This is a genomic window from uncultured Stenotrophomonas sp. (genome assembly GCF_963519125.1).
Lineage (GTDB): Bacteria > Pseudomonadota > Gammaproteobacteria > Xanthomonadales > Xanthomonadaceae > Stenotrophomonas.
In genome coordinates this window covers 122830-146971 of record NZ_CAUQLJ010000007.1, presented here as the reverse complement: position 1 = coordinate 146971, position 24142 = coordinate 122830, and the positions used below count along the sequence as shown (strand labels likewise).

Annotated in this window: 23 protein-coding genes and 7 tRNA genes; 13 read left to right on the top strand and 17 right to left on the bottom strand. The window is 66.4% G+C overall.

What is annotated here, in order from left to right; all coding sequences use genetic code 11:
• Positions 1 to 16: 16 nt before the first annotated feature.
• The 7 genes from RYM47_RS08005 to RYM47_RS07975 all read left to right on the top strand — a co-directional run bounded on the left by RYM47_RS08005 (position 17) and on the right by RYM47_RS07975 (position 1346).
• Positions 17 to 430: a heavy metal-responsive transcriptional regulator gene (locus tag RYM47_RS08005; protein ID WP_010484978.1), complete on the top strand. Its 414-nt coding sequence runs from the start codon at positions 17 to 19 to the stop codon at positions 428 to 430.
• A gap of 89 nt (positions 431 to 519) precedes the next feature.
• Positions 520 to 595 (top strand) — tRNA-Ala (locus RYM47_RS08000).
• A gap of 47 nt (positions 596 to 642) precedes the next feature.
• Positions 643 to 718, top strand: a tRNA-Glu gene (locus RYM47_RS07995).
• A 184-nt stretch (positions 719 to 902) separates the two neighbouring features.
• Positions 903 to 978: transfer RNA gene (locus tag RYM47_RS07990), tRNA-Ala, on the top strand.
• A gap of 47 nt (positions 979 to 1025) precedes the next feature.
• Positions 1026 to 1101: transfer RNA gene (locus RYM47_RS07985), tRNA-Glu, on the top strand.
• Positions 1102 to 1147: 46 nt separating this feature from the next.
• Positions 1148 to 1223, top strand: a tRNA-Ala gene (locus RYM47_RS07980).
• 47 nt (positions 1224 to 1270) lie between these two features.
• Positions 1271 to 1346 (top strand) — tRNA-Glu (locus RYM47_RS07975).
• A 96-nt stretch (positions 1347 to 1442) separates the two neighbouring features.
• Here RYM47_RS07975 and RYM47_RS07970 read toward each other — a convergent pair.
• Positions 1443 to 1859, bottom strand: coding sequence for a GNAT family N-acetyltransferase (locus tag RYM47_RS07970; protein ID WP_043403080.1), 417 nt, complete (start codon positions 1857 to 1859; stop codon positions 1443 to 1445).
• Between the two features lie 77 nt (positions 1860 to 1936).
• Here RYM47_RS07970 and RYM47_RS07965 point away from each other — a divergent pair, with 77 nt between their 5' ends.
• The gene (locus RYM47_RS07965; RefSeq protein ID WP_315387032.1) at positions 1937 to 2893 is read left to right on the top strand and encodes an SOS response-associated peptidase family protein; all 957 of its coding nucleotides are present in this window, start codon (positions 1937 to 1939) and stop codon (positions 2891 to 2893) included.
• Between the two features lie 45 nt (positions 2894 to 2938).
• Here RYM47_RS07965 and RYM47_RS07960 read toward each other — a convergent pair whose 3' ends face one another.
• Both RYM47_RS07960 and RYM47_RS07955 read right to left on the bottom strand, forming a co-directional pair.
• On the bottom strand, positions 2939 to 3136 hold the full coding sequence (locus RYM47_RS07960; protein WP_010484956.1) for a hypothetical protein: 198 nt from the start codon (positions 3134 to 3136) through the stop codon (positions 2939 to 2941).
• A gap of 102 nt (positions 3137 to 3238) precedes the next feature.
• A complete protein-coding gene (locus RYM47_RS07955; RefSeq protein ID WP_315387024.1) occupies positions 3239 to 3619 on the bottom strand; it encodes a response regulator in 381 nt (126 codons plus the stop codon).
• A gap of 132 nt (positions 3620 to 3751) precedes the next feature.
• Here RYM47_RS07955 and RYM47_RS07950 point away from each other — a divergent pair.
• From RYM47_RS07950 to RYM47_RS07940, 3 genes are all read left to right on the top strand, one after another.
• Positions 3752 to 3837, top strand: a tRNA-Leu gene (locus tag RYM47_RS07950).
• A gap of 134 nt (positions 3838 to 3971) precedes the next feature.
• A complete protein-coding gene (locus RYM47_RS07945; protein WP_180855777.1) occupies positions 3972 to 4166 on the top strand; it encodes a hypothetical protein in 195 nt (64 codons plus the stop codon).
• 115 nt (positions 4167 to 4281) lie between these two features.
• A complete protein-coding gene (locus RYM47_RS07940; RefSeq protein WP_315387019.1) occupies positions 4282 to 5718 on the top strand; it encodes a GGDEF domain-containing protein in 1437 nt (478 codons plus the stop codon).
• Here RYM47_RS07940 and RYM47_RS07935 read toward each other — a convergent pair.
• Both RYM47_RS07935 and RYM47_RS07930 read right to left on the bottom strand, forming a co-directional pair.
• On the bottom strand, positions 5715 to 7541 hold the full coding sequence (locus tag RYM47_RS07935; RefSeq protein ID WP_315387017.1) for a methyl-accepting chemotaxis protein: 1827 nt from the start codon (positions 7539 to 7541) through the stop codon (positions 5715 to 5717). The genes RYM47_RS07940 and RYM47_RS07935 overlap by 4 nt on opposite strands.
• Before the next feature lie 255 nt (positions 7542 to 7796).
• Positions 7797 to 8342 carry a GNAT family N-acetyltransferase gene (locus RYM47_RS07930; RefSeq protein ID WP_315387015.1) on the bottom strand — a complete coding sequence of 182 codons (546 nt, stop codon included), beginning with the start codon at positions 8340 to 8342 and terminating at the stop codon, positions 7797 to 7799.
• A 152-nt stretch (positions 8343 to 8494) separates the two neighbouring features.
• Here RYM47_RS07930 and RYM47_RS07925 point away from each other — a divergent pair, with 152 nt between their 5' ends.
• Positions 8495 to 9583: a DUF5694 domain-containing protein gene (locus tag RYM47_RS07925; RefSeq protein ID WP_315387014.1), complete on the top strand. Its 1089-nt coding sequence runs from the start codon at positions 8495 to 8497 to the stop codon at positions 9581 to 9583.
• 39 nt (positions 9584 to 9622) lie between these two features.
• Here the strand turns inward: RYM47_RS07925 and RYM47_RS07920 are convergent, their stop codons facing one another.
• The 11 genes from RYM47_RS07920 to RYM47_RS07870 form a co-directional block, all read right to left on the bottom strand.
• Positions 9623 to 9853 carry a hypothetical protein gene (locus RYM47_RS07920; protein ID WP_010484939.1) on the bottom strand — a complete coding sequence of 77 codons (231 nt, stop codon included), beginning with the start codon at positions 9851 to 9853 and terminating at the stop codon, positions 9623 to 9625.
• Between the two features lie 62 nt (positions 9854 to 9915).
• Entirely contained in the window at positions 9916 to 12105 is a 2190-nt protein-coding gene (locus RYM47_RS07915; RefSeq protein WP_315387012.1) for a PAS domain S-box protein, read from the bottom strand.
• Between the two features lie 208 nt (positions 12106 to 12313).
• Complete coding sequence (locus RYM47_RS07910; protein WP_315387011.1) at positions 12314 to 14680, bottom strand: Tex family protein; 2367 nt, start codon at positions 14678 to 14680, stop codon at positions 12314 to 12316.
• A gap of 114 nt (positions 14681 to 14794) precedes the next feature.
• Positions 14795 to 15010 carry a hypothetical protein gene (locus RYM47_RS07905; RefSeq protein ID WP_315387009.1) on the bottom strand — a complete coding sequence of 72 codons (216 nt, stop codon included), beginning with the start codon at positions 15008 to 15010 and terminating at the stop codon, positions 14795 to 14797.
• Positions 15011 to 15091: 81 nt separating this feature from the next.
• Positions 15092 to 15577 (bottom strand): hypothetical protein, encoded by a 486-nt coding sequence (locus RYM47_RS07900; protein ID WP_315387008.1) that lies wholly within the window; start codon positions 15575 to 15577, stop codon positions 15092 to 15094.
• Positions 15556 to 16623, bottom strand: a complete 1068-nt coding sequence (phaC, locus tag RYM47_RS07895) for a class III poly(R)-hydroxyalkanoic acid synthase subunit PhaC (protein ID WP_315387007.1) — start codon at positions 16621 to 16623, stop codon at positions 15556 to 15558. The genes RYM47_RS07900 and phaC overlap by 22 nt, the downstream gene beginning before the upstream one ends.
• On the bottom strand, positions 16620 to 17657 hold the full coding sequence (gene phaE / locus RYM47_RS07890; RefSeq protein ID WP_315387006.1) for a class III poly(R)-hydroxyalkanoic acid synthase subunit PhaE: 1038 nt from the start codon (positions 17655 to 17657) through the stop codon (positions 16620 to 16622). Before phaE ends, phaC begins: the two co-directional genes overlap by 4 nt.
• On the bottom strand, positions 17654 to 18268 hold the full coding sequence (locus tag RYM47_RS07885) for a CDP-alcohol phosphatidyltransferase family protein (protein WP_315387004.1): 615 nt from the start codon (positions 18266 to 18268) through the stop codon (positions 17654 to 17656). Before RYM47_RS07885 ends, phaE begins: the two co-directional genes overlap by 4 nt.
• A gap of 222 nt (positions 18269 to 18490) precedes the next feature.
• On the bottom strand, positions 18491 to 18979 hold the full coding sequence (locus RYM47_RS07880) for an 8-oxo-dGTP diphosphatase (protein WP_315387003.1): 489 nt from the start codon (positions 18977 to 18979) through the stop codon (positions 18491 to 18493).
• Positions 18980 to 18983: 4 nt separating this feature from the next.
• Positions 18984 to 19496: a DUF1249 domain-containing protein gene (locus RYM47_RS07875; RefSeq protein ID WP_315387001.1), complete on the bottom strand. Its 513-nt coding sequence runs from the start codon at positions 19494 to 19496 to the stop codon at positions 18984 to 18986.
• Positions 19497 to 19553: 57 nt separating this feature from the next.
• Positions 19554 to 20375, bottom strand: a complete 822-nt coding sequence (locus RYM47_RS07870; RefSeq protein ID WP_070206265.1) for a pyruvate, water dikinase regulatory protein — start codon at positions 20373 to 20375, stop codon at positions 19554 to 19556.
• Positions 20376 to 20518: 143 nt separating this feature from the next.
• Between RYM47_RS07870 and ppsA the strand changes: the two genes are divergently transcribed.
• Positions 20519 to 22897, top strand: a complete 2379-nt coding sequence (gene ppsA, locus RYM47_RS07865) for a phosphoenolpyruvate synthase (protein ID WP_315386998.1) — start codon at positions 20519 to 20521, stop codon at positions 22895 to 22897.
• A 72-nt stretch (positions 22898 to 22969) separates the two neighbouring features.
• Here ppsA and RYM47_RS07860 read toward each other — a convergent pair whose 3' ends face one another.
• A complete protein-coding gene (locus RYM47_RS07860) occupies positions 22970 to 24082 on the bottom strand; it encodes an alkene reductase (RefSeq protein WP_315386997.1) in 1113 nt (370 codons plus the stop codon).
• Positions 24083 to 24142: the final 60 nt, after the last annotated feature.

Sequence of the window (24142 nt, the reverse complement as noted above, 5' to 3'; positions counted from 1 at the left end):
TCCGCAGGAATCCGCCATGAACATTGGACAACTGGCCCGCCAGGCGGGCGTGCCGATCGATACGGTGCGCTACTACGAACGACAGCAGCTGCTGCCGACCGCGGCCCGCTCGGCGGGTGGCTACCGCATCTTCGGCGAGCAGGATCTGCGCCGGCTGCGATTCATCCGCCGCGCCAAGGCGCTGGGCTTCAGCCTGGAAGAGATCGGCGAGCTGCTCGTACTGAGCGATCAGCACTCGCAGGACATGGGCAGCGTGCGCGACACCGCGCAGGCCCGCCTGCAGGACATCGCGCAACGGATGGCCGAGCTGCAGCGCATGCACACCGCACTTTCGCAGCTGGTCGACGCCTGCCCCGGTCACGGCACGCTGGACCAGTGCCCGATCCTGGCGGCACTGACCGACAACGTTGCACAGGCGAAAGGCGACTGACATCGGCTTCGCAACGCACGTGAAGAAAAGTGCAACAAATGCTTGCCAACCCCCTGGGGCAAGGCTATTATTTCGCTCCTCAGCGACGTGGGGCCATAGCTCAGCTGGGAGAGCGCCTGCATGGCATGCAGGAGGTCAGCGGTTCGATCCCGCTTGGCTCCACCACTTCGACATTAGGCCGTCGAAGGATCTACAACTTGAAGTTTTCGTGCGTCCCCATCGTCTAGAGGCCTAGGACATCACCCTTTCACGGTGGCGACCGGGGTTCGAATCCCCGTGGGGACGCCACTCATCACGAACAACGAGGACCCGGCCGATAACCGGGTCTTTTTTGTTCACCGCCTACCAGCATTCAGGTAGTGGCGTTGCGGTTCCCCTGCCCTCGTGGCCGCGGTTGAACCGGAACGAAAAAAGCTCAAAAAAAGCTTCCACAAACGTGAACACGCAGGTATGATAGGCGGCTCGGTAACACGGGGCCATAGCTCAGCTGGGAGAGCGCCTGCATGGCATGCAGGAGGTCAGCGGTTCGATCCCGCTTGGCTCCACCACTTCGACATTAGGCCGTCGAAGGATCTACAACTTGAAGTTTTCGTGCGTCCCCATCGTCTAGAGGCCTAGGACATCACCCTTTCACGGTGGCGACCGGGGTTCGAATCCCCGTGGGGACGCCAGTTTCAAAACGGACTCTGCTCCCGGCAGATCATCCGGAGTTTCATTGGGGCCATAGCTCAGCTGGGAGAGCGCCTGCATGGCATGCAGGAGGTCAGCGGTTCGATCCCGCTTGGCTCCACCACTTCGACATTAGGCCGTCGAAGGATCTACAACTTGAAGTTTTCGTGCGTCCCCATCGTCTAGAGGCCTAGGACATCACCCTTTCACGGTGGCGACCGGGGTTCGAATCCCCGTGGGGACGCCAATTCTTTAAAACCCCGGCTTCGGCCGGGGTTTTTCTTTGCCTGTGATTCCTGGGAAGGCCCGAGCCGCGCATGGCTGGCCTCAGCCTGGACACACCTCAGAACCGGCGATACATCCCGATCGATGCAGGTGCGGTAGGTGCGAAACCAAACTGCGCGTACAGCCGGTGCGCTTCACCATCTGCCAGAAGGCTGACGTATGCCGACGGCGGCAGGTTTGCCTGCATCCAGCCATCCAGGCGACGCATCACTTCCTTGCCCAGGCCCTGCCCCTGCAGGCGCGGCAACACGGCGATATCGCAGACCTGCAGGTGGCAGCCCCCATCGCCGACGATGCGCCCCATCGCCACCAGCTCGTTGCCCTGGTAGGCGCACACGCCATACAGGGTATTGGGCAGCGCGCGTGCCGCCGCCTCCTGGCTCTTGGCACTGAGGCCCGCCAGCACACGCAGCTGGCAATAGTCCTCGACCGTGGGCACGGCGTCGCGGAACTGGCAGGCGACGGAATCATTCATGCGCTTTCTCCCTGTAGGTCGGGCTATCCTGCCTCATCCATGTCGCAACTGCTGCGACCCGCGCCTGCAGAGTTCCCATGTGCTATTCCGCCCTGATCCGCGCCGACTACGCCAAGCTGGTGCGCGAGTTTGGCGCCATCCTGTCGCTGGAAGAATTCGCGGAGCTGTACGCGCACGATCCCGGCAAGAAGCGCCCCAGAACTCCCAAGGCCATGGATGACGGCTTCGCCGGTGCGCGCACCGAGAAAGGCCGCGACATCGTCGCGAAAATCCAGCAATGGCATGCGCAGGAGCGCCAGGATCTGGAAGCGGAGCTGGCCCGCCAGCGCGAGCGACGCGATATCGCCAACGCCACGCTGGCGACCCGCCCCACCCAGAAGGCACGCAACGACCTGCGCGTAGCCGGCAACCGCATCGATCGTGCGCAGGCCCGGCTGGAAGACCTGCACCGGGTGCAGCTGCTGCCGCGCGACAACCGCATTTTCCCTGGCACCTACGCACCGGTCATGGTCAGCGAGGGCGGCAAACGCGTGATCAAGCCGATGCGCTACCAGTGCCGGCTGCCGGACAAGCCGGTGCGCAACGACATCCTCTATCCCGGCACCTACAACGCGAGGCGCGACAGCCTGGAAGGCTATTGGCGCGGTGCGTTCGGCCTGCGCCACGGCGTGGTGGTGGTGCAGGCGTTCTATGAGCACGTACCGCGTCACGCCATCGCCGGCCGCACGCTGGGTGCCGATGAGAAGCAGCAGGACGTGGTGCTGGAGTTCCGGCCTGATCCCCCGCGCGATCTGCTGCTGGCCTGCCTGTGGGCGGAATGGGAAGGACCGGAAGGTCGCCTGCTGTCATTTGCCACCATCACCGACACGCCTCCGCACGACGTCGCCGCTGCGGGCCACGACCGCGGCGTCGTTCCCATCCGCAGGGAACACCTCGATGCCTGGCTCAATCCCGATCCGGATGATCTGGCGCGGCAGTACAGCATCCTCGACGACCGCGAAGAGATCCGCTACGTGTACGAAGAAGCCGGCTGAATACCGCGCACAGATGAAAAACCCCGCCTGGGCGGGGTTCATGGATCAGGGATTGCCGCCGCACATCGCCTCTTCGCAGAAGGCCTGTTCCTGCAGGCATTGTTCGACCTCACCACCCCGCGCGATGCAGCTCTTGTAGAGCTGGAAACAGGGCTGGCCGCACCACGCGGCAGAGGCCGTACCACCGAAGACCGCCATCGAAAGGACACCCGCAGCAACCATGCGCTTGATCCACTTCTTCATGCCACTCTCCTTGTAGGCCTGAGCATTCAGGCCCGGGCAGGATACGCCCACCGCTTCAGCATGCGCCAATCAGGCCCTGGCGCTGGCGCGAGCATGCGCCAATCAGGCCCTGGCGCTGGCGCGGCCCACTGCGCGTACCAGTGCCTGGCTCAGGTCTGCCGAGAGATACGGCTTGACCAGCAGCACGCCGGCCAGCATCGGCTCGGGCAGCTGCTCGGCCAGCATGCCTGTGGCCAGCACGAACGGCACGCCACGCGCCGACAGCGCCGCGGCCACCGGCTCGCTGGTTTCATTGCGGGCCAGGCGGTAATCAAGCAGGGCAACGTCCGGGGTCGACGCCTCCAGCAGGCGCAGTGCCTCAGCGACGCTCGCGGCCAGACCCACCACCGTTGCACCGGCATGCATCAGCTGCATCTGCAGCAGTGCGGCACTCATCTCGTCGTTCTCGACCACCAGCACCCTCAGGTCCTGCAACACTGTCATCGGCTACCACTCCTGGAGGCATTCAAGCCGCCGCAGTATAGCCACCACTGGGCCGAAGCCGACAGGACGCGCCCTGATCGGCCTCCCCACTATGAAAGCCGTGCCGACCTCGGTTACACTCGCACGCTGCCTGCCGGTGTGGCGGAATGGTATACGCAGCTGACTCAAAATCAGCCGGGGGTGACCCCATGAAGGTTCGAGTCCTTTCACCGGCACCACTGCATCAAAGGCCAGGTCCCCGACCTGGCCTTTTGCATTTTCAGGGCCCAGGCGCCAAAACTGGCGACGATGCCAACACCCGCGCTGCCCACGCTCCCCCCCTACCCTGTCCGCCCGGCTGCGTCCACTGCACGTGGATGACGCTGCCGCCTGGCCCCGTTATCTCTCGCTGCCGGGCGTGACAGGGCACACCAGCTGGGGCGACGTTTCCGAAAGGGCACTGCGACGCCAGATCGCCGCTTACCTGCCCACCGCAACGGACCCGCGCTGGGCGCTGGTGGGCGCCTGGATGTACGCCCGCGTCGAAGGCTCGGCGTCACCACGCTGAAACACAACTGCGACTTCCGGCAGGCTTTGGAATAGACGCAGCGCACACTTTTCTTGCAAGCCTCACGTGCTTCTGCCTATCGTGATCCCAGCCGGAGCTGGGGGCGGGGGAATGCATGACGTTGCGTGCGGCACTGTTTTTTCTGGTCACGCACGCGCTCGTCATTGCCTTTGTCGGCCCGCAGGACCCGGTCGGCTCCTACCTGATGCTGATCACCGCCCCGCTGCTGGCTGCACTGGCCTGCGTGCGGCGTGCACGTGACAGCCGCCAGGCAGCCTGCAAATGGCGGACGCTTGGCGCTGCCGTGGGCCTGTTCTCGCTGGCCCTGCTGGCCCTGCTGTACCGCAATGTGGCCGGCCTCGATCCTGCGCAGATGACCGTGTCTTCGCTGATCCTGTACGTGTTCTACCGGATTCCCCTGACCTACGTGGCCGCCAGCCCGGGCGGCGGCAACCGCTACATCCGCGCGGTGGACCTGCTGATCATCGCGTTGCTGTGGCTGTTGTACTACGGGCACACGCAGGCGATGGCGCATTTCAACACCGCATTGTGGACGCAGTGCCTGAACGCCATGAGCAGCGTACAGAACAGCCTGGTGTTCTGCTTCGCGCTGATCCGCTTCCTGGCCGAGGACAATCCCGACCGCCGCGATTTTTTCCGGACACTTGCGATCTACGCGCTGGGCTACTTCCTGTTGGCGTTCTACATCAGCACCTATCAACCGCAGCTGCCTGACGGCAACTGGGGGGACCTGCTGATCAGCGGGCTGTTCGTGGTGCTGGCCATCATGGCCGGCAGCAAGCGCCGCTATCCGGCGGTGGAGGTATCGCGCAGCCTGCGCCGCATCGTCGACGCCGGCGTGCCGTTGATGCTGCCCTTGCTGCTGATGATGGTGGCGCTGCTGGTCGCGCGCCTGCAGCCCACCCTGGCCACGGTGGGCTTCATTGGTGCCATGCTCGGCTATGCCCTGCGCAGCGTGCTGAGCCAGGTGGAGATCCAGCGCCAGCGCGATGAGCTGGAAACACTGGCGCGGCGTGACCCGTTGACCGGTCTGGGCAACCGCCGCAGCTTCGACGAATCACTCGGCAGTGCCCGCGGCCGCGCGCGCCGCCAGGGGCTCGGGCTGGCGGTACTGATGATCGACATCGACCACTTCAAACGGCTCAATGACACCTACGGCCACCCGGAAGGCGATCGCCGCCTGCAGTCGGTGGCCGCCATTCTTGATGGCTGCCTGCAACGGGGTGACGATCTGCTGGCCCGCTATGGCGGCGAAGAGTTCATCGCCGCCCTGCCCTCGCCCGATGCCACCCACGCCCTGGGCCTGGGCGAACGGCTGCGCGCTTCGGTCGAAGCCGCAGCCCTGCCCGCCCCCGAAGCCACCGTCACCATCAGCATCGGCGTGGCCTGGCAGGCACCGGGCGAAGACCGCGATCCGCGCGACCTGGTCGAACGCGCCGACCAGGCCCTGTATCGCGCCAAGCATGCCGGTCGCAACTGCGTACGCGGCGACACCGAGACCACGGCAGACCGGTCCGGGCGCCGCACCTAGACCGCGTGCAGCGCCGCCGCTCCATGCCGGTGCCCCGCGCCGCCCTGCACGCGGAAACTGGCTACGGTCTGCAGCAGCTGCGCCGACTGTTCTTCCATGCTGCGCGCCGCCGCCGACGCCTCCTCGACCAGGGCCGCGTTCTGCTGGGTGCCCTGATCGATCAGGTCGACCGCATGATTCATCTGCTGGATGTCATCGCTCTGCTGCTGCGAGGCAGCGCTGATTTCGGTCATCAGGTCGCTGACACGGCGCACGTTGGTCACGATTTCATCCATGGTGCGGCCCGCGCTCTCAACCTGCGCCGTGCCGGCGCCCACATTGGCAACCGACTCATCGATCAGGTGCTTGATCTCCTTGGCTGCGCTGGCCGAACGCTGCGACAGCTCGCGGATCTCGGTGGCAACCACGGCGAAGCCACGGCCATGTTCACCGGCACGCGCAGCCTCCACCGCTGCGTTCAGCGCGAGAATGTTGGTCTGGAAGGCGATGCCGTCGATCACCCCGATGATGTCGACGATGCGCCGCGACGAGGCATTGATCACCGCCATCGTCTCGACCACCTCGTGCACCACATTGCCGCCTCGCGCGGCGACGTCGGCCGCTCCACCGGCCAGCTGGCTGGCCTGGCGCGCGTTGGTGGCCGTGCGCTGCACGGTCTCGGCCAGGCCCTTCATCGACACGGCGGTTTCCTCCAGCGAGGCCGCCTGCTGTTCGGTGCGCTGCGAGAGGTCGCTGTTGCCCTGTGCGATTTCAGTCGCGCCGACTGCGATGGTGTCCGCAGCGAACTTGATCTGGCCGATGATGGCCGCCATCGCCTCGACCAGCGAATTCACGCCTTCGCACAGTTCGGCGATCGACCCGTTCTTGTCGGCGGTGGCCACGCGCTGGGTCAGGTCGCCCTGCTTGGCGGCAGCCACCACCTCGCGGGTCTGCGCCACGGCGCGCTGCATGGCCTGGTTCTCATGCACCTGCACGGTGATGTCGGTAGCGTACTTGACGACCTTGAACGGCTTGCCGTTGAGGTCCAGGATCGGGTTGTAGGATGCCTGGATCCAGACCTCGCGCCCGCCCTTGCCCAGGCGCCGATACTGCCCGGCGTCATACTCGCCACGCCCGAGTTTCTCCCAGAACTGGCGATATTCGACGCTGCTGCGATGCTCGGGCTCGACAAACAACGAATGGTGCTGCCCGCGCACCTCGTCCAGGCTGTAGCCGGTGGCGGCCAGGAAATTGTCATTGGCCGACAGGATGCGGCCATCCATGCTGAACTCGATCACCGCCTGCGACTTGGCGATCGCGGCCAGTTGCCCCGCCGAGTCGGCCGCCTGCAGCTTCTGCGCGGTGATGTCGGTCGCGAACTTGACCACCTTGTACGGCCGCCCCTGGCGGTCCAGCACCGGGTTGTACGAGGCCTGGATCCAGATCTCGCGCTGGCCCTTGCCGAAGCGGCGGTACTGTCCGGCGTCATATTCGCCGCGCCCCAAGCGCGCCCAGAAGTCGCGGTATTCAGCGCTGCGCGCCTGCTCGGGGTCGACGAACAGGGAATGATGCCCGCCCTGGATCTCCTCCAGCCGGTAGCCCATCGCCTGCAGGAAATTGTCATTGGCCTGCAGGATGGTGCCGTCGAGCGCGAACTCGATGACGGCCTGCACGCGATGCAGCGCGGCCACCTGCGCTTCCAGCTCGGTGCGGTCGGTCACCGCCTTCTCTGTGCGGGTGCGTTGCTGTGGCGCCAGTACGCCAAGCAGCGCACGCCACGGCGACCAACGGGTATGCAGCTCGGCCGGCGCCTGCGCGCCCGCCGTGAAGCCTGGAATGAGCATTGTCTGATCCTCGGTGTCCGGTAAGCGGTTGTGACCCGACGGGCGGGATGCCCGGCGGCAACATCAGTTGCCAGGGACTACAGGTGCCAACCGGCACCTCTCGAGCGACTGCCAAGAACGTCTGCTGCGGGTGCGATCGGCATCTGGAAGCGGCGGAACACACTGCGCGGACCGCCCATCGGGGGCAGTCTGGGGTCCTGCGGCGGGTGACTGGAGCGGGATCCAGAGGGAGTATCGGCGATGCCGTCGGCCGCTTTAGCGGGATTCCGCGACGTCCGTCGCAACTCCATGCATTGCAGCCGGAATGCGGTAGACGATTGCTGTGTACTTCACGCCCTGCTCACGTGCCACCGCCTGCCCACCGAGGGACTCAGCCAGTGAACGGCTGGACCGGTTCCGTTCCGCCACCGGGTAGCGGAACGCCGCACAGCGCAGGCGCTCGGAGGCCGCCGACCACACCGCCGCCACTGCTTCGCGGCCATAGCCGTGCCCATGCATCACTTCTGCGATCCAGATGCCCAGCTCGGGTTCTGCTTCCCCGGCTCGATGCAGGCCTGCCAGGCCAAGGAACACGTCATCCATGCGTCGGCGGATCGCGAACGTGATGTCGGTCCCGTCGGCAATGGTGGGCAGCCACGCCTGCCAGACAGCAGCAAATGCCTCCTCCGACGGAGGCGGCTCGAAGGCCATGTAGCGGGTCAGCCCGGGTGTGATTCCCGCAAATGCCTCGCCGGCGTCACCGGGCGTGAATGGCCGGAGGTGCAGCCGCGGACTGTCGATGGTCCAGTCGTCGAATGTCATGTTCTGCATTGCCTGAGCGCTGAGTACAGCATCGCTTAGCAGAAGGATGCAGCTCAAGGCAGAAAGGTTTACATGACCAATGCGGGATTTCCCAGCCGGAGAAAATGACCAGCATGAAGATCCCGCAGGACGCCTATCGACATGGAGATCGCATGTTCCCTCGCTTTGCCAGCCTTCTCTTCCTGGCCGTGTGCAGCAGCAGCGCGCTGGCCAACGACACCGCCTATCGACCGGCCTTCCACCCGGACCAGCTGAAGGGACCGCCCGCAGGACGCCCGAACGAAGTGCTGGTGCTGGGCAGCCCGCACCTGTCCAGCCTGCCGGAGACCTTCACGCCGGCGATGCTGGAACCTCTGCTGCAGCGCCTGGAAGCCTGGCGGCCCACCGCGATCGCAGTGGAGAACCTGTCCGGCCTGCAGTGTGACTTCATGCGCCGCAATCCAACCCGATACGCGGAGAGCGTAGCGGCCTACTGCGTCGATCCGGCCCCGGCGCAGGCCGCTACCGGCCTGGACGTGCCCAGTGCCAACGTGGAGATGGAACGCCTGCTTGCGGAGTGGCCGAAGGCGCCAACCGCTGCCCAACGACGCCGATTGGCCGCAGTCTTCCTGGCCGCGGGCGAGAGCAGCTCGGCAGTCGTCCAATGGCTGCGGCTGCCCAGGGAAGAGCGACGTGCTTCGGACAGCCTGACACCGGAGCTGGTGCGGTTCCTCGACACGCGCATGACCCGCCGCAACGAGGCCGGCCTGGTGGCCGGCGTCCTTGCCGCACGCCTGGGACTGGAGCGCCTGTGGTCGGTCGACGACCACACTGCGGATTCGCCAACACCGGAATCGCAGCAGAAGGCCTACGCTGCCGCCATACGCGGTGCCTGGGACAATTCCTTCGTCAAAGCGCGCAGGGCGGCCGATGAACGGCTCGAAGCCAATCTTGACCAAGCGGATGGGTTGCTCGCGATGTATCGCGCCTACAACGCCCCCGAAGCCGCGATGACGGCGTTCAACAGCGATTTCGGCGCGACGCTCGTCGAGCCCTCACCGGAAGGCTTCGGCCGCAACTACGTGGGCTACTGGGAAACCCGCAACCTGCGCATGGTCGCCAACATGCGCGACATACTGGGCCAGCATCCAGGCACCCGCATGCTGACCATCGTCGGTGCCTCGCACAAGGGCTACTACGAGGCTTACCTCAACCTGATGCACGACGTGCAGCTGGTCAGTTCGGATGAAGTTCTGCGCTGACGCAACATGACATGGGGGATGCGGTGACCATCCACCGCGTCACTCCACCGCGTTCCTGCCTGCCCGCCAGAGCACGATGCAGGCGGCACCGATGCAGGACAGCGTGAACACCAGCAGGGCGACCGCGCCGCCCTGCAGCACCGGCAGCAGGGCCTGCGCGTGCAGGTCGCCGCGCAGCTGTTCCGCACGCAGGCAGGCGGCCAGGGCCAGGCACCAACCGACCAGGGCCGGGGCGAAGGCACGCACCGTCACCGGGTTGCAGACATTCATGGGATCACCTGTACGAGGGGAAGTGCGCGGAGTATTCGCGCACGCCCTCTCACAGGCTGAGATCAGCCCTCGATCGGGTCGATGTCGTCGCCCGGCAGCTCACTGGCCTCGCCCTGCACCTTTACGTTGTTGCGACCCATTGCCTTGGCCCGGTAGCACTGGGCATCAGCCGCCGCTACAGCCTGGTCCACGCTCATCCCGCCCGCCAATGGCGCGATACCGATGCTGGCGCCCACATGCAGGCGATCCCGGTCCCACGGAATCGACAGCGATGCCAGGGTGTGCAGCAGTTCACCGCCGATGCGTGCTGCACGACGCGGCGTGCAGCCGGACAGGATCACCGCGAATTCGTCGCCGCCCAGCCGCGCCACCACGTCCGAATCGCGCACGCCGTGGCGCAGCACGCTGGCCACCGCCCACAGCACGGCATCGCCGGCCAGATGGCCCCAGGTATCGTTGACCGGCTTGAAGCGGTCCAGGTCGATGTACATCAACGAGGCGGCCTGGCCGGTACGCTCGACGCGGGTGATCGCCTGCTGCAGATGCACCTCGAAGCCGCGGCGGTTGCTCAGCTCGGTCAGCGGATCGATCTCGGCCAGATGGCGCGCCTCGCGCTGGCGCGCGCGCTGCTGGGTGTCATCGCGCAGCACCCACACTGCGCCCCGTACATGACCTTCATCATCACGCAGCCAGGCACGGGTCAGGTCAACCGGAATCGTGGCTGTGCCCAGGCGCAGCAACAGGTCGGCGTGCAGGTCCACTGCGTTGCTTTCCGGGTCCAGCAGCACGGAGACATCCAGCACTGAACCGGGTGCGTACTCGGTGGTCAGTGCCAGCACATCCTGCACCTTGTGCCCGGCCAGCGACAGCGCGCCATCACCGGCCAGGGTGCGCACCGCGGCGGCATTGGCGTAGTCGATGCGGCCATCCAGGCTGACACTGAGCACCAGGTCGGCCACCGCATCAAGCGTGATACGGCTGCGCTGCTCGCTCTCGAACAGGCGCTGCTCGCTGCTGCGCTGGGCGCTGATGTCCTGGATCTGCGACACAAAATGCAGCGGCTCGCCGTGCTCGGTGCGCACCAGCGACACCGACAGCCGTGCCCAGATCACCTTGCCGTCGCGATCGAGATAACGTTTTTCCAGGTGGTAGTGGCTGCGCCGCCCGGCCAGCAGGTCCTGCACCAGGGCCAGATCGGTCTGCAGGTCGTCGGGGTGGGTCAGGCGCTGGAAATCAACCTGCAGCAGTTCTTCGCGGGGGTAGCCCAGGATCCGGCACAGTGCGTCATTGACGTCCAGCCAGCGCCCTTCCAGCGACACCAGCGCCATGCCCAGCGCCGCCGACGTGAACGCACCGGCGAATTTCTCTGCCGACAGGCGTGCTTCGGCACGCGCCTGCAGGATCTCGGTAATGTCGATGGACATGCCGACATAGCCGATCCGCGCGCCGCCGGCACCATCCATGCGGCTGATCGACAGGCGCACCTGGCGTGGCTGGCCATCCTTGCGCCGCAGTGTCCACTGCCGTGAATAGGTCTGCTCATCGGCGCGGGCGCTGAGTGCTTCAAACGCGCCCGGCAGGCTTCCGTCCGCAGCCACCAGCGGACGCAGCCAGGCCGCCAGCTCGTCCGGATCGTGGAAATCACCCAGTCGCCGCTGGCCGACCACTTCTTCGGCGCTGTATCCCAGCAGGCGTTCCGCGCCGGTATTGAACAAGGTGATGGTGCCTTCGGTATCGGTCGCGATCACCGCCACCTCGTCGGACGCGTCGACCACGGCCTGCAATCGCTGCCGGCTCTCGGCCGCGTCCTGCCGCGCCTGCTGCAGCTCGGTCACGTCGGCGTGCGCACCGGCCATCCACAGCGGTTGCCCCTGCCCGTCCCATTCGAACACGCGGCCACGGTCGTGGATCCATATCCACTGGCCATTCTTGTGCCGCATGCGCAGCAGGCAGACATAGTTGTCGCTGCGGCCTTCGAAATGGTCCTCCAGTGCCGCATCGGACAGGACGATGTCGTCGGGGTGGACCAGCTTCAGGAACGTCTTCTGGCACACCGGCTCCAGCTCTTCCAGGCGATAGCCGACGATCTCCGCCCAGCGCGCATTGACCCGCATTTCGCCGGTCTGCACGTTCCATTCCCAGGTGCCGGCTGCGGTGCCGTCGATGATCATCGCCAGGCGACGGCGCTCCTCGGCCAGCTCCTGCAGGCGCCGTTCGAGCAGCCCGTTGCCGTTGCTTCCCTGGCCCGCCATCAACCCGCCCCGCTGCCCGCACAGGCGGGCAGCGGCCGCAGCACAACGCTGCAGCCCTCAACGAAGACAACGGGTCCTGCTGGCGTCATGGCCCTCCCCAGCGACAGCGGGGTGGCCGAACGCCTCCCCTCAAGCGCAAGTGTGCGCAATCACGGGGAAAACCGACAAGTCCCCCGCCACGAATCAAGCGTGACGGGGGACACGGTCCTCAACTGCGCTTGGCGCGGGCGAAGGCCTCGGCCAGGGCGTTGTTGGCCGGGGGCGCGGACACGGCGGGACGGCCACCATTGCCCTGGCCCCGGTTCGGCCCGCGGTTCGGGCCGCCTGCGTCGCGGCGCGCCCCCTGCCCGCGCTCATCGCGCTGGCCCGGGCGGCTGGTGGCCTGCCCGGGGGTGTCGTCCAGGCGCCGGGTCAGGGCGATGCGCTTGCGCGCCACGTCCACCTCCAGCACCTTGACCTTGACGATGTCGCCCGCCTTGACCACATCGCGCGGGTCCTTGACGTAGGTGTCGGACAACGCCGAGATGTGGATGAGGCCGTCCTGGTGGACGCCGATGTCGACGAACGCACCGAACGCGGCCACGTTGCTGACCACGCCTTCCAGGATCATGCCGGGCTTGAGGTCCTTGATCTCCTCCACGCCCTCGGCAAACCGCGCGGCCTTGAACTCCGGGCGCGGATCGCGGCCCGGCTTCTCCAGTTCCTTGAGGATGTCGCGCACGGTCGGCACGCCAAAGGTGGCGTCGGTGAACTGCTCGGCCTTCAGGCCGCGCAGGAAGCTGCCGTCGCCGATCAGCGCCTTGATCGGGCGCTCGGTGGCGGCCACGATCCGTTCCACCACCGGATACGCTTCCGGGTGCACCGAGGAGGCGTCCAGCGGCTGGTCGCCATCGGCGATGCGCAGGAAGCCGGCGCACTGCTCGAAGGTCTTGTCGCCCAGGCGCGGCACCTTGAGCAGATCCTTGCGGCGCTTGAACGGACCGTTTTCGTCACGGTGGCGGACGATGTTCTCGGCCACCGTCGAGGACAACCCCGAAACGCGCGACAGCAGCGCGGCCGACGCGGTGTTGACGTGCACGCCGACCGCGTTGACGCAGTCTTCCACCCGCGCGTCCAGCGCGCGCGCCAGGCGGTACTGGTCCACGTCGTGCTGGTACTGGCCCACGCCGATGGCCTTGGGTTCGATCTTGACCAGTTCGGCCAGCGGATCCTGCAGGCGGCGTGCGATCGACACCGCGCCACGGATCGACACGTCCAGGTCCGGGAACTCCTTCGCGGCGAACTCGGAGGCCGAGTACACCGAGGCGCCGGCTTCGCTGACCACGATCTTCTGCAGCTTGGCCTCGCCCAGCGCCTGGATCACTTCACCGGCCAGCTTGTCGGTTTCGCGGCTGGCGGTACCGTTGCCGATCGCGATCAGCTCCACGTTGTGCTTCATGCACAGCTGGCGGATCGTGGCCAGCGACTGGTCCCACTGGCGGCGTGGTTCGTGCGGGTAGATGGTGTCGGTGGCGACCAGCTTGCCGGTGGCGTCCACCACCGCGATCTTGCAGCCGGTGCGGATGCCCGGGTCCAGCCCGAGCACGGTCTTCGGGCCGGCCGGCGCAGCCAGCAGCAGGTCCTTGAGGTTGTCGCCGAACACGCTGATGGCCTCGGCCTCGGCCTTTTCGCGGGCCTGGTTGAACAGGTCCAGCAGCAGGTGCATGTGCAGCTTGGCGCGCCAGGTCAGGCGGCAGGCATCGAGCAGCCAGCGGTCGCCGGGGCGCCCGGCGTCACGGATACCGGCCTTGAACGCGACCCGGCCTTCGGCATACACGTGGCCCGCTTCGGCGTCGCTGCCCGGGTCCAGTTCGAGGAACAGGATGTCTTCGCGGCGCGCGCGGAACAGCGCCAGCAGCCGATGCGAGGGAATCTTCGCCAGCGACTCGGCATGTTCGAAGTAGTCGCGGTACTTGGCGCCCTGCTCTTCCTTGCCTTCGGCCACACGCGCACGGATCACGCCGGTGTCGCCCAGCCAGGCGCGCAGCTCGCCAACCAGCGCGGCGTCTTCGCCCCAGCGCTCCATCAGGATCGCGCGCGCGCCTTCCAGCGCGGCCTTGGTATCGGCCACGCCCTTGTCGCTGTCGACGAACCCGGCCGCGAACACCTGCGGGTCCAGCCCCGGGTCGGCCAGCAAGCCGTCGGCCAGTGGCTCCAGTCCGGCCTCGCGGGCGATCTGGGCGCGGGTGCGGCGCTTGGGCTTGTACGGCAGGTACAGGTCTTCCAGGCGCGACTTGGTGTCCGCGCCGAGGATGTCGTTGCGCAGTTCGTCGCTGAGCTTGCCCTGCTCGTCGATGCTGGCCAGCACTGCGGCGCGGCGATCTTCCAGCTCGCGCAGGTAGGTCAGGCGGGTTTCCAGGTTGCGCAGCTGGGTGTCGTCCAGCCCGCCGGTGACTTCCTTGCGGTAGCGCGCGATGAACGGAACGCTGGCGCCCTCATCGAGCAGCGCGATGGCAGACAGCGCCTGCGCCGGTTGGGCACCGATTTCAACGGCGATGGTATGGGCGATCTGCTGCGCGAGCTTGAGGTCTGGCATTGCGTCCGGCCGAAGCCACTATGCGGAAAACACCGATTGTGGCAACGCCGGGCGGCGGGGGAAACCCGTTGACATTGTGCGACCCGGTGGGTACCGACCGTGGGTCGGTATGCGTCAACGGTAATGGCGTGCCGCGCGCAGCTTCGCCGCGTCGTCGTTGAGCGACTCCAGCGCCATCACCCGGACCTTGCCAAAGCCCTGCAGCTCCATGAAGCGCTCGGTGTAGATCTCGGGGCCGATGTCAGTTTCGGCCTGCGATTTGCTGAATCCGTGGGGCACCAGGCCCTTGTCGCCATCCTTGCTACCACCGACATAAAGAACGATTGCCATGTGATGTGTTCCTCCAGAAACGTCATGCATGTCCAACAGGTCACAGCTTAGCGCGCCCAACCTGACTGGTGCGTCAGGAGGCTAATGACCTTTGCTTTCATGCAGATGACGCCGCGCGGGCCACCAGCCATGGCCGTTCAGCGCGTACAGGTCGGCCGCGCGCTCGAACGGGTTGCGTGCGCTGACCCCGCCGCACACCAGGTACACCGGCAGGTAGAACGGGCCCAGCACCAGGTACTGGAAGACGTGGGCGCGTTCATGGTCGTGCAGGGAGATCACCGGTTCGGTGCAGTGCCCGGCCTGGTGCGCGTAGGTGCGGCACGGCACGTCCAGGCGCGGGCCGGTGTGCAGGATCACGTTGCCCAGGGTGATCGCCCCACCCGGACCCCACGGATAGTCGCGGAACACCAGCGCGCAGTCGCGCCGGCTCCAGTACGGGCGGGCGCCGGCCAGCATGCCGAGCACGCCCCCCAGCACGCCCACCAGGGTGTTGGGCACGGTCCAGACCGCGCCCAGTCCCTGCAGCGCGCGCAGCGTCGTTGGATTCAGGTGCGTTCGGCCAGCCATGCCGAAATGGTACCCGGCACTTCGCGCTGGGCGCGGCCGGAGACATAGATGCCGATGTGGCCGCCGCGGAAGCTGCTTTCGGTGTAGTCGCTGCTGCCGATCCGGCCTTTCATGGCGCGTGACGCATCCGGCGGCACCAGGTGGTCCTGTTCGGCGTAGATGTTCAGCACCGGCAGGGTGACCTGGCGCAGGTCCACATGGTCTTCGCCGATCCGCACTCCGTCATGCATCAGCCCGTTGCCCTGGTAGAACTGCTTGATGAAGTCACGGAACGCTTCACCGGCCAGGTCGGGCGAGTCGAAGATCCATTTCTCCATGCGCAGGAAATCCTGCAGCGCGGCCTTGTCGTCGAGGATGTCGAGCAGGCCCACGTACTTCTGGATGTTGAGCCGGAACGGCTTGAGCATCAGGTAGCTGGCGTTCATCAGGTCGGCCGGGATGTTGCCCAGCGTGTCCACCAGCAGGTCCACGTCCACCTGACGCGCCCAGTGCGAGAGCATGTTGTCCGGGGTCTGGAAGTCGACCGGGGTGACCATGGTGATCAGGTTGGCCAGTTTGGGCTGGCGCAGCGCGGCATAGCACAGCGCGAACACCCCGCCCTGGCAGACGCCCAGCATGTTGATCGGCGCGCCATCGTTGGCCGCGACCAGATGGTCCACCGCGCCGTCGACGAACCGCAATAGATAGTCCTCCAGCGTCTGATAGCGCTCGGAACGGTCCGGGTAGCCCCAGTCCAGCACGTACACGTCGTGCCCCAGCGCCAGCAGGCGTTGCACCAGCGAGCGGTCGGCCTGCAGGTCGACCATGTACGGGCGGTTGACCAGCGCGTAGACGATCAGCAGCGGGGTCCGCTGCACCGGTGTTTCTTCGCCGACGAAGCGGTACAGGGTGACCTTGCCGTCGCGCCAGACTTCCTCGCGCGCGGTGGCGCCGTAGTCCACGTCCTCCACCGAAGGCAGCAGCTTCAGTCCGTCCATCAGCTTGCGCTGCATGGACAGGGTTTCCTGCAGGAGGTCTTCGGCGTTGAAGCCCAGCGGCCCCTTCATGGCGCTGCCTTGCGGGAGCGCGGTTTGGTCGTGGGCTTGGTGGGCTTGGCGGCCTTTGGCTTCGCTGCCCTCGGTTCGGCTGCCTTGGGCTTCGCCGTCCTGGCTGCCTTGGCACCCTTCGTCGGCGAGTCGGCGGCAGTCGGTTCCGGGCCGCTCTTGGCCGCCATGCGCCTTACCAGCCGCTCCAGCTCCGTGATGCGCCGGTGGGCAGCATCCATTTCGGTGCGGGTCGGCAGGCCGAACGCTTCGCACAGCCGCTCCACTTCCTGCTGCGCGGCGCTGCGCAGGCGCATCTGGGCATTGCCCAGCGAGGCGTAGACCTTCTGGAACGGTTCGGACAGCGCGACCTTGGCGTAGGCGTCTTCGGCCGCCTCGATCCACAGGTCGAACATGGCCCGCGCGCTGGTCAGCTGGTTGCCCGGCTGTTCGTGCTCGGCCAGCCGCTGCTCGAACAGGGCGAACGCGTCATCCAGCGCCTTTTTGATCTGGTCCACGTAGTCGCCGGCATGGCCCTGGAACTCCTGCTGCGCGCGCAGCAGCGCCTGCCAGCGCGCCTGGTGTTCGCGGCCGGGTCCGAACGCCGGGCTTTGCAACCACGGCCCGAAGTCCTGCTGCAGGCGCTCCAGCAGCGCCAGCAGGTCCGGCCCACCGGGCTGGGTGTGCCCACGCGCGCCCTGCAGCATCCACTTCAGCAGGCCGTCGCCCTGCCCTTCAACCGCTTCACGCCAGGCCTGGGCGATGTCGGCACTACTCGCATCCTGGCCTGCAAAGCGCGCGGCCACCTGCTGCATGGTGCCGTACCAGCCGCCCGCCTGCTCGCGGAAACGGTGCACGGCATCGTCCGACTGGCGGTTGCCCGGGCTGGACATCAGCTGGGCCCAGCCTTCGATGGTCTGCTGCCAGCTGCCCGGTGCCGCCGAGTCGCCGGACCCGGGGGCGGCCGCATGGCGCAGCGCGTCGCCCCAGGCGCTGAAGTACTGGCGTGCCAGCGCCTCGAAGTCGCCCGCGTCGTGTCCGCTGCCGGCGGTGCTCATGGCTTGGGAATGCGCAGGGTCTTGCTGATCATCAGCGACCCGGACAGCGCGAACAGCAGCACCAGCGGGTGCAGCTGCCACGGACCCAGCTGCCAGCGACCGAGCCACAGGTCGTGGCCGATCGCGCCCATGCTGGCGGCGATCGCCAGCACCACTACCAGCGCCAGGCTTGTCGGAATCGGCGTGCCTTCGAAGTACGGCACCTTGTCGCCTTCCCCCGCCAGCGCCTCGGCGGTGACGTTGTAGCGGGCCAGGCGGCTCACCCCGCAGCACACGAAGTAGCTCAGCACCAGCCAGTCCCAGCCGCCCTGCATGCCGCAGGCATAGGCCAGCGCCGCCGGGGCCACGCCGAAGGAGATCACGTCCGAAAGCGAGTCCAGCTCGCGGCCCAGGGTCGAGCTGGACTTGCGCCAGCGCGCAATCCGGCCATCCAGCGCGTCGAAGATGAAGGCCAGCGGGATCAGCGCCATGCCGAACAGCAGGTAGCTGCGCTCGCCGTCCTGCAGGAAGCGCATCGCCGCAAACACGGCGCCGGTGCCGCAGAACGCGTTGGCCAGGGTGAACCAGTCGGCCAGCTGGAACTCGCGCAGCATCGTGAAGTGACGTTTCATGGAAGCTCGGGTGGCGGCAATACGGAAAGAGTACCGCGAGCGGGCCAAACCGCGACAGCCTTCACGGACAGGCGCGCCTTCGCATGGCACTCACGCGACGCTGACCAGCGGTGAATTTTTCGCCACCCATCTTGACAGCCATGGGCACTGGCCGATGCCGGGTCTTATCCACAAACTTACGCACCGGTCATCCACATCCCCTGTGGATAACACGGCACTTCCCTACAGACGGGTATACGACCAACCCTGCATAACGCCATCGCGATACGGCATGACGCCGTGGAACGGACGGGGATCGGCGTCGAACACCATGGGCAGGAACTGGCGGTCGCCCTCCCACAGCGGCAGGGTCTCCAGCTTGTCCAGGTCCACCCATTCCAGGGTCCCTTCCGGGTTGGAGGTCAGCGGGGTGCCGGTGAAGTCGTCGATGACGAACACGAAACCGAACCAGTCCTCGCCCGCCTTGCCGAACCCTGGCCAGCTGAGGGTGCCGCGCATGCGCATGGTGCCGCACTCGATACCGGCCTCTTCCAGGATCTCGCGGCGCATGCCGGCGGCTACGTCCTCGTCGCGCTCGACCTTGCCGCCCAGGCCGTTGTACTTGCCCAGGTGCTGGTCGCCGGGGCGGGCGTTGCGGTGGATCATCAGGGCCTGGCGGCCATCCGGGGACAGCACGTAGCCCAGGGTGGCCACGATCGGGGTATAGGGCATCAGGTCAACCGGCTATCTGGGCGCGACGGGTATCGGCAGGTGCGGGCGCGGCGTCGTGGTCCCGCCGCAGGGTAGCCACGCCGTGGCCGCGCTCGGCCAGGTATTCCAGCCACTTGCCCAGGAACGTGTTCATGCGCATGCGGTGGCTGATCAGCTCGGCCGGCGGCGGGTACATGCCCACCACGTCCTGCCAGCGGCGACCTACATAGCAGTGGGTGGTCTCCGCTTGGCGGGCGTCGCGGTACAGCCGCACATAGGCAGACGGATCCGGCTGCCCGGTGACCGGGTCGGCGAAATCGTAGGTCAGGCGCAGTTCCACGGTGTACGGGTGGCACTCGATCACGTCGAGACGCACGTCCAGCCCGTCGCCGACCGAGGACACGTAACTGCCCTGCGCCAGGTCGGCCGGCTCGAACAGCCGGACCAGGTGGCGGTAGTTTTCGGCGTACAGCCCCATCAGCCAGCTCAGGCGGCTGAGACGGGGAATACGTTCGATGCGGGGCGATGCCTGGGCCATGTCTCGATCCTACACGTTGATCATCCAACGTGGGGGCGGATTGCCACCGGTCAACCGTCAATACAATTCGCGCTGCAACCCCAGCGTGGTCAACACTTTGCTCGAAATCTCCTCGATCGAGGTATGGGTGGTGCTCAGGGTCGGGATCCGCTCCATCCGGAACATGGTCTCGGCTGCGGCCACCTCGCGGCGGCAGGTCTCCAGGTTGGCGTAGCGCGAATTGGGCCGGCGCTCCTGGCGGATCTGCTGCAGCCGGTCAGGGTCGATGGTCAGCCCGAACAGCTTCTTGCGGTAGGGCCGCAGCCGGGCCGGCAGGCGGTCCTGCTCCAGGTCCTCGTCGGTCAGCGGGTAATTGGCCGCGCGCACCCCGTAATGCAGGGCCAGGTAGATGCAGGTCGGGGTCTTGCCGGCCCGCGATACCGCTACCAGGATCACGTCGGCGTCGTCGTAGTTGATGGCGATGCCGTCGTCGTGGGTCAGCGCGAAGTTCATCGCGTTGATGCGGCGGTGGTAGGTCTCGAAATCGACCATGCCGTGCGCCTGGCCGACCCGGGAATGCCGGTTGACCGCCAGTTCGCGCTCCAGCGGCTCGATGAAGGGGGCGAACACGTCCAGCATCAGCCCGCCGCTTTCGGCCAGGATCATGCTCAGGCCGCTGTCCACGCAGGAACTGACCACGATCGGCCGGACCTGGTAGCGCTCCCCCGCCGCCTTGATCCTTTCACAGGCTTCCCGCGCTTTTTCGGGGTCGTCTATGAACGACATCCGATCGGTGATGAAGCTGAATCCGGAGAACTGGGTGAGCAGGCTATGCCCAATGGTTTCAGCGGTGATACCGGTTCCATCGGATACGTAGAAGACCGGACGGATCGTCGACATACGGCGCTTAACCCCTCTGAAGCTGAAAAATGCCGACGATACAAGCTTGTGCCGACGGCGGTCAGACCGGCATCATATCGGCTTCTTCCTACGGACGTGGCCATTAAGCCCGCCTCGGGCGATGGCCAAACGGAGCATCGCGCTTGAACGAGAATATCCTGTGGTTGCACGAACTGCGCCTGGCCGACCTGGCCCGCGTAGGCGGCAAGAATTCGTCGCTTGGCGAAATGATCGGCAATCTTGCCGGTCTGGGGGTTTCTGTCCCCGGCGGTTACGCAACCACCGCTGAAGCCTTCAAGGACTTCATCGCACACAACGATCTTTCCAAGCGCATTTTCGACAAGCTGGCCACGCTGGACGTGGAAGATGTCGCCGCGCTCACCGCAGCCGGCAAGGAAATCCGCGGCTGGGTGATCGACGCCCCGCTGCAGCCGCAGCTGGACCAGGACATCCGCAGCGCCTATAAGCAGCTGTGCGACGAGAACGGCGGCGGCGACGTGGCCGTGGCCGTGCGCTCCTCGGCCACCGCTGAGGACCTGCCCGACGCTTCGTTCGCCGGCCAGCAGGAGACCTTCCTCAACGTCACCGGTGCCGACGACGTCGTGCACAAGGTCAAGGAAGTGTTCGCCTCGCTCTACAACGACCGTGCCATCGCCTACCGCGTGCACCACGGGTTCAAGCACGAAGACGTGTTCCTGTCCTCCGGCGTGCAGCTGATGGTGCGCTCGGGCGTGGGTTCGTCCGGCGTGCTGTTCACCCTGGACACCGAATCCGGCTTCCGTGACGTGGTGTTCGTGACCTCCAGCTTCGGCCTGGGCGAAATGGTCGTGCAGGGCGCGGTCAATCCCGACGAGTTCTACGTCTACAAGCCCACGCTGAACGCCGGCAAGCCGGCCATCCTGCGCCGCTCGCTCGGCAGCAAGGCGATCCGCATGGTCTATTCGGACGTCCCCGGTGAGCGCGTGCGCATCGAAGACACTCCGGTGGACCAGCGCAACACCTTCTCGATCAGCGACGAGGACGTGCAGGAACTGTCCAAGCAGGCGCTGGTCATCGAAAAGCACTACGGCCGCCCGATGGACATCGAGTGGGCCAAGGACGGTGTCAGCGGCAAGCTGTTCATCGTGCAGGCGCGCCCGGAAACGGTGAAGTCGCGCAGCCACGCCACCCAGATCGAGCGCTTCGCGCTGACCGAAAAGGGCGGCAACGTGCTGGCCGAAGGCCGTGCCGTCGGTGCCAAGATCGGTTCGGGCGTGGCCCGCGTGGTCAAGACGCTGGACGACATGAACCGCGTGCAGCCGGGCGACGTGCTGATCGCCGACATGACCGACCCGGACTGGGAACCGGTGATGAAGCGCGCTTCGGCCATCGTCACCAATCGCGGTGGCCGTACCTGCCACGCCGCGATCATCGCGCGCGAGCTGGGCGTGCCGGCCGTGGTCGGTTCGGGCAACGCCACCAAGGTCATCGAAGATGGCCAGCTGGTCACCGTCAGCTGCGCTGAAGGCGATACCGGCTTCATCTACGAGGGCAAGCTCGGCTTCGAGCGCACCACCACCGATCTGGGCAACATGCCGCCGGCACCGCTGAAGATCATGATGAACGTGGCCAACCCGGAACGTGCCTTCGACTTCGGCCAGCTGCCGAACGCCGGCATCGGCCTGGCCCGCCTGGAAATGATCATTGCCAGCCACATCGGCATCCACCCGAACGCGCTGCTGGAATACGACCGCCAGGATGCGGCGACCAAGAAGAAGATCGACGAGAAGATCGCCGGCTATTCCGATCCGGTCAGCTTCTACGTGGACCGCCTGGCCGAAGGCATCGCCACCCTCACCGCCTCGGTTGCACCGAACGCCGTGATCGTGCGCCTGTCGGACTTCAAGTCCAACGAGTACGCCAACCTGATCGGCGGCAGCAACTACGAGCCGCACGAAGAGAACCCGATGATCGGCTTCCGCGGCGCCAGCCGTTACGTCGACCCGAGCTTCTCGGCCGCCTTCGCGCTGGAGTGCAAGGCCGTGCTGCGCGTGCGCAACGAAATGGGCCTGGACAATCTGTGGGTCATGATTCCGTTCGTGCGCACCCTGGAAGAAGGCCGCAAGGTCATCGAGGTGCTGGAACAGAACGGCCTGAAGCAGGGTGAGAACGGCCTGAAGATCATCATGATGTGCGAAGTGCCGTCCAACGCACTGCTCGCCGATGAGTTCCTGGAAATCTTCGACGGCTTCTCGATCGGCTCCAACGACCTGACCCAGCTGACCCTGGGCCTGGACCGCGACTCGTCGATCGTCGCGCACCTGTTCGACGAGCGTAACCCGGCAGTGAAGAAGCTGCTGTCGATGGCCATCAAGGCAGCACGAGCCAAGGGCAAGTACGTCGGCATCTGCGGCCAGGGCCCGTCCGATCATCCGGATCTGGCCGAATGGCTGATGCAGGAAGGCATCGAGTCGGTGTCGCTGAACCCGGACACCGTGGTCGATACCTGGCTGCGCCTGGCCAAGTTGAAGGCCAAGGGCTGATAACGAAAAACCCCGCCTCGGCGGGGTTTTTTAATGGGTCTGTCCCCCGCCTCGGCGGGGTTTTTTGTTGGGTCACGCCATCACGGATTCCGCCACCGGATAATCGGTAAACCCAACTTCGGCGCCCCCGAAGAAGGTGGCCTTGTCCGGCGAATTCAACGCCAGACCCTGCTTCAACCGCTCGGGCAGATCCGGGTTGGCAATGAACGGCCGACCGAACCCGATCAGGTCCGCCCACCCCTTCGCCAAGGCTTCTTCAGCACGTTCAACGGTGTACTTGCCTGCGTAGATCAACGTGCCGCGATACACCATCCGCAGCGCTTCCTTGAACGCGACCGGCATCACCGGGGCATCCTCCCAGTCGGCTTCGGCGATGTGCAGGTAGCCCACGCCGATGCTGTCGAGGATGTGCGCGGCAGCGAGGTAGGTGGCCTGCGGAGTGTCGTCCACTGCGCCCTGCAGGGTGGTCAACGGGGCAAGGCGAACGCCGACGCGTTCGGCGCCCACTTCGGCGGCGACCGCTTCGGTCACCTCGCGCAGGAAGCGCAGGCGGTTCTGCAGCGAACCACCGTAGGCGTCGGTGCGCTGGTTGGCCTGCGAGTCGATGAACTGGTTGATCAGGTAGCCGTTGGCGCCGTGCAGCTCCACGCCGTCGAAACCGGCGTCGATGGCGCGGCGGGCAGCCACTGCGTACTCGCGCACGATCTGCGGAATCTCGCTGATATCCAGCGCACGCGGCAGGGAGTGCTGGACCATCTCCCCCACCCCACCCTGCGGGCCGGTGCCGTCGACGTCGACGAACACCTTCACGCCCTCGGCCTGCAGCGCCGAGGACGAGACCGGGGCAGCGCCACCGGGCTGCAGGTCCACGTGCGACACCCGGCCGACATGCCAGAGCTGGGCGAAGATGCGCCCACCGGCCGCGTGGACGGCGCCGGTGACGCCGCGCCAGCCGGCGACCTGGGCATCGTCGTGGATGCCCGGGGTCCAGGCATAGCCCTGCCCCTGCGGGCTGATCTGGGTGCCTTCGCTGACGATCAGGCCGGCCGAGGCGCGCTGGGCGTAGTACTGGGCCATCAGCGGCGTGGCGACATTGCCCGCGGCGGCGCGCGAGCGGGTCATGGGTGGCATCACGATGCGGTTGGGCAGCGTGAGCGCGCCGAGGCGGTAGGGGGTGAACAGCATGGGGGATCCTTGCGGGGAGACTGCGGCAAGGATGGGGATGGTGGCGGTCAGGGACCAGCC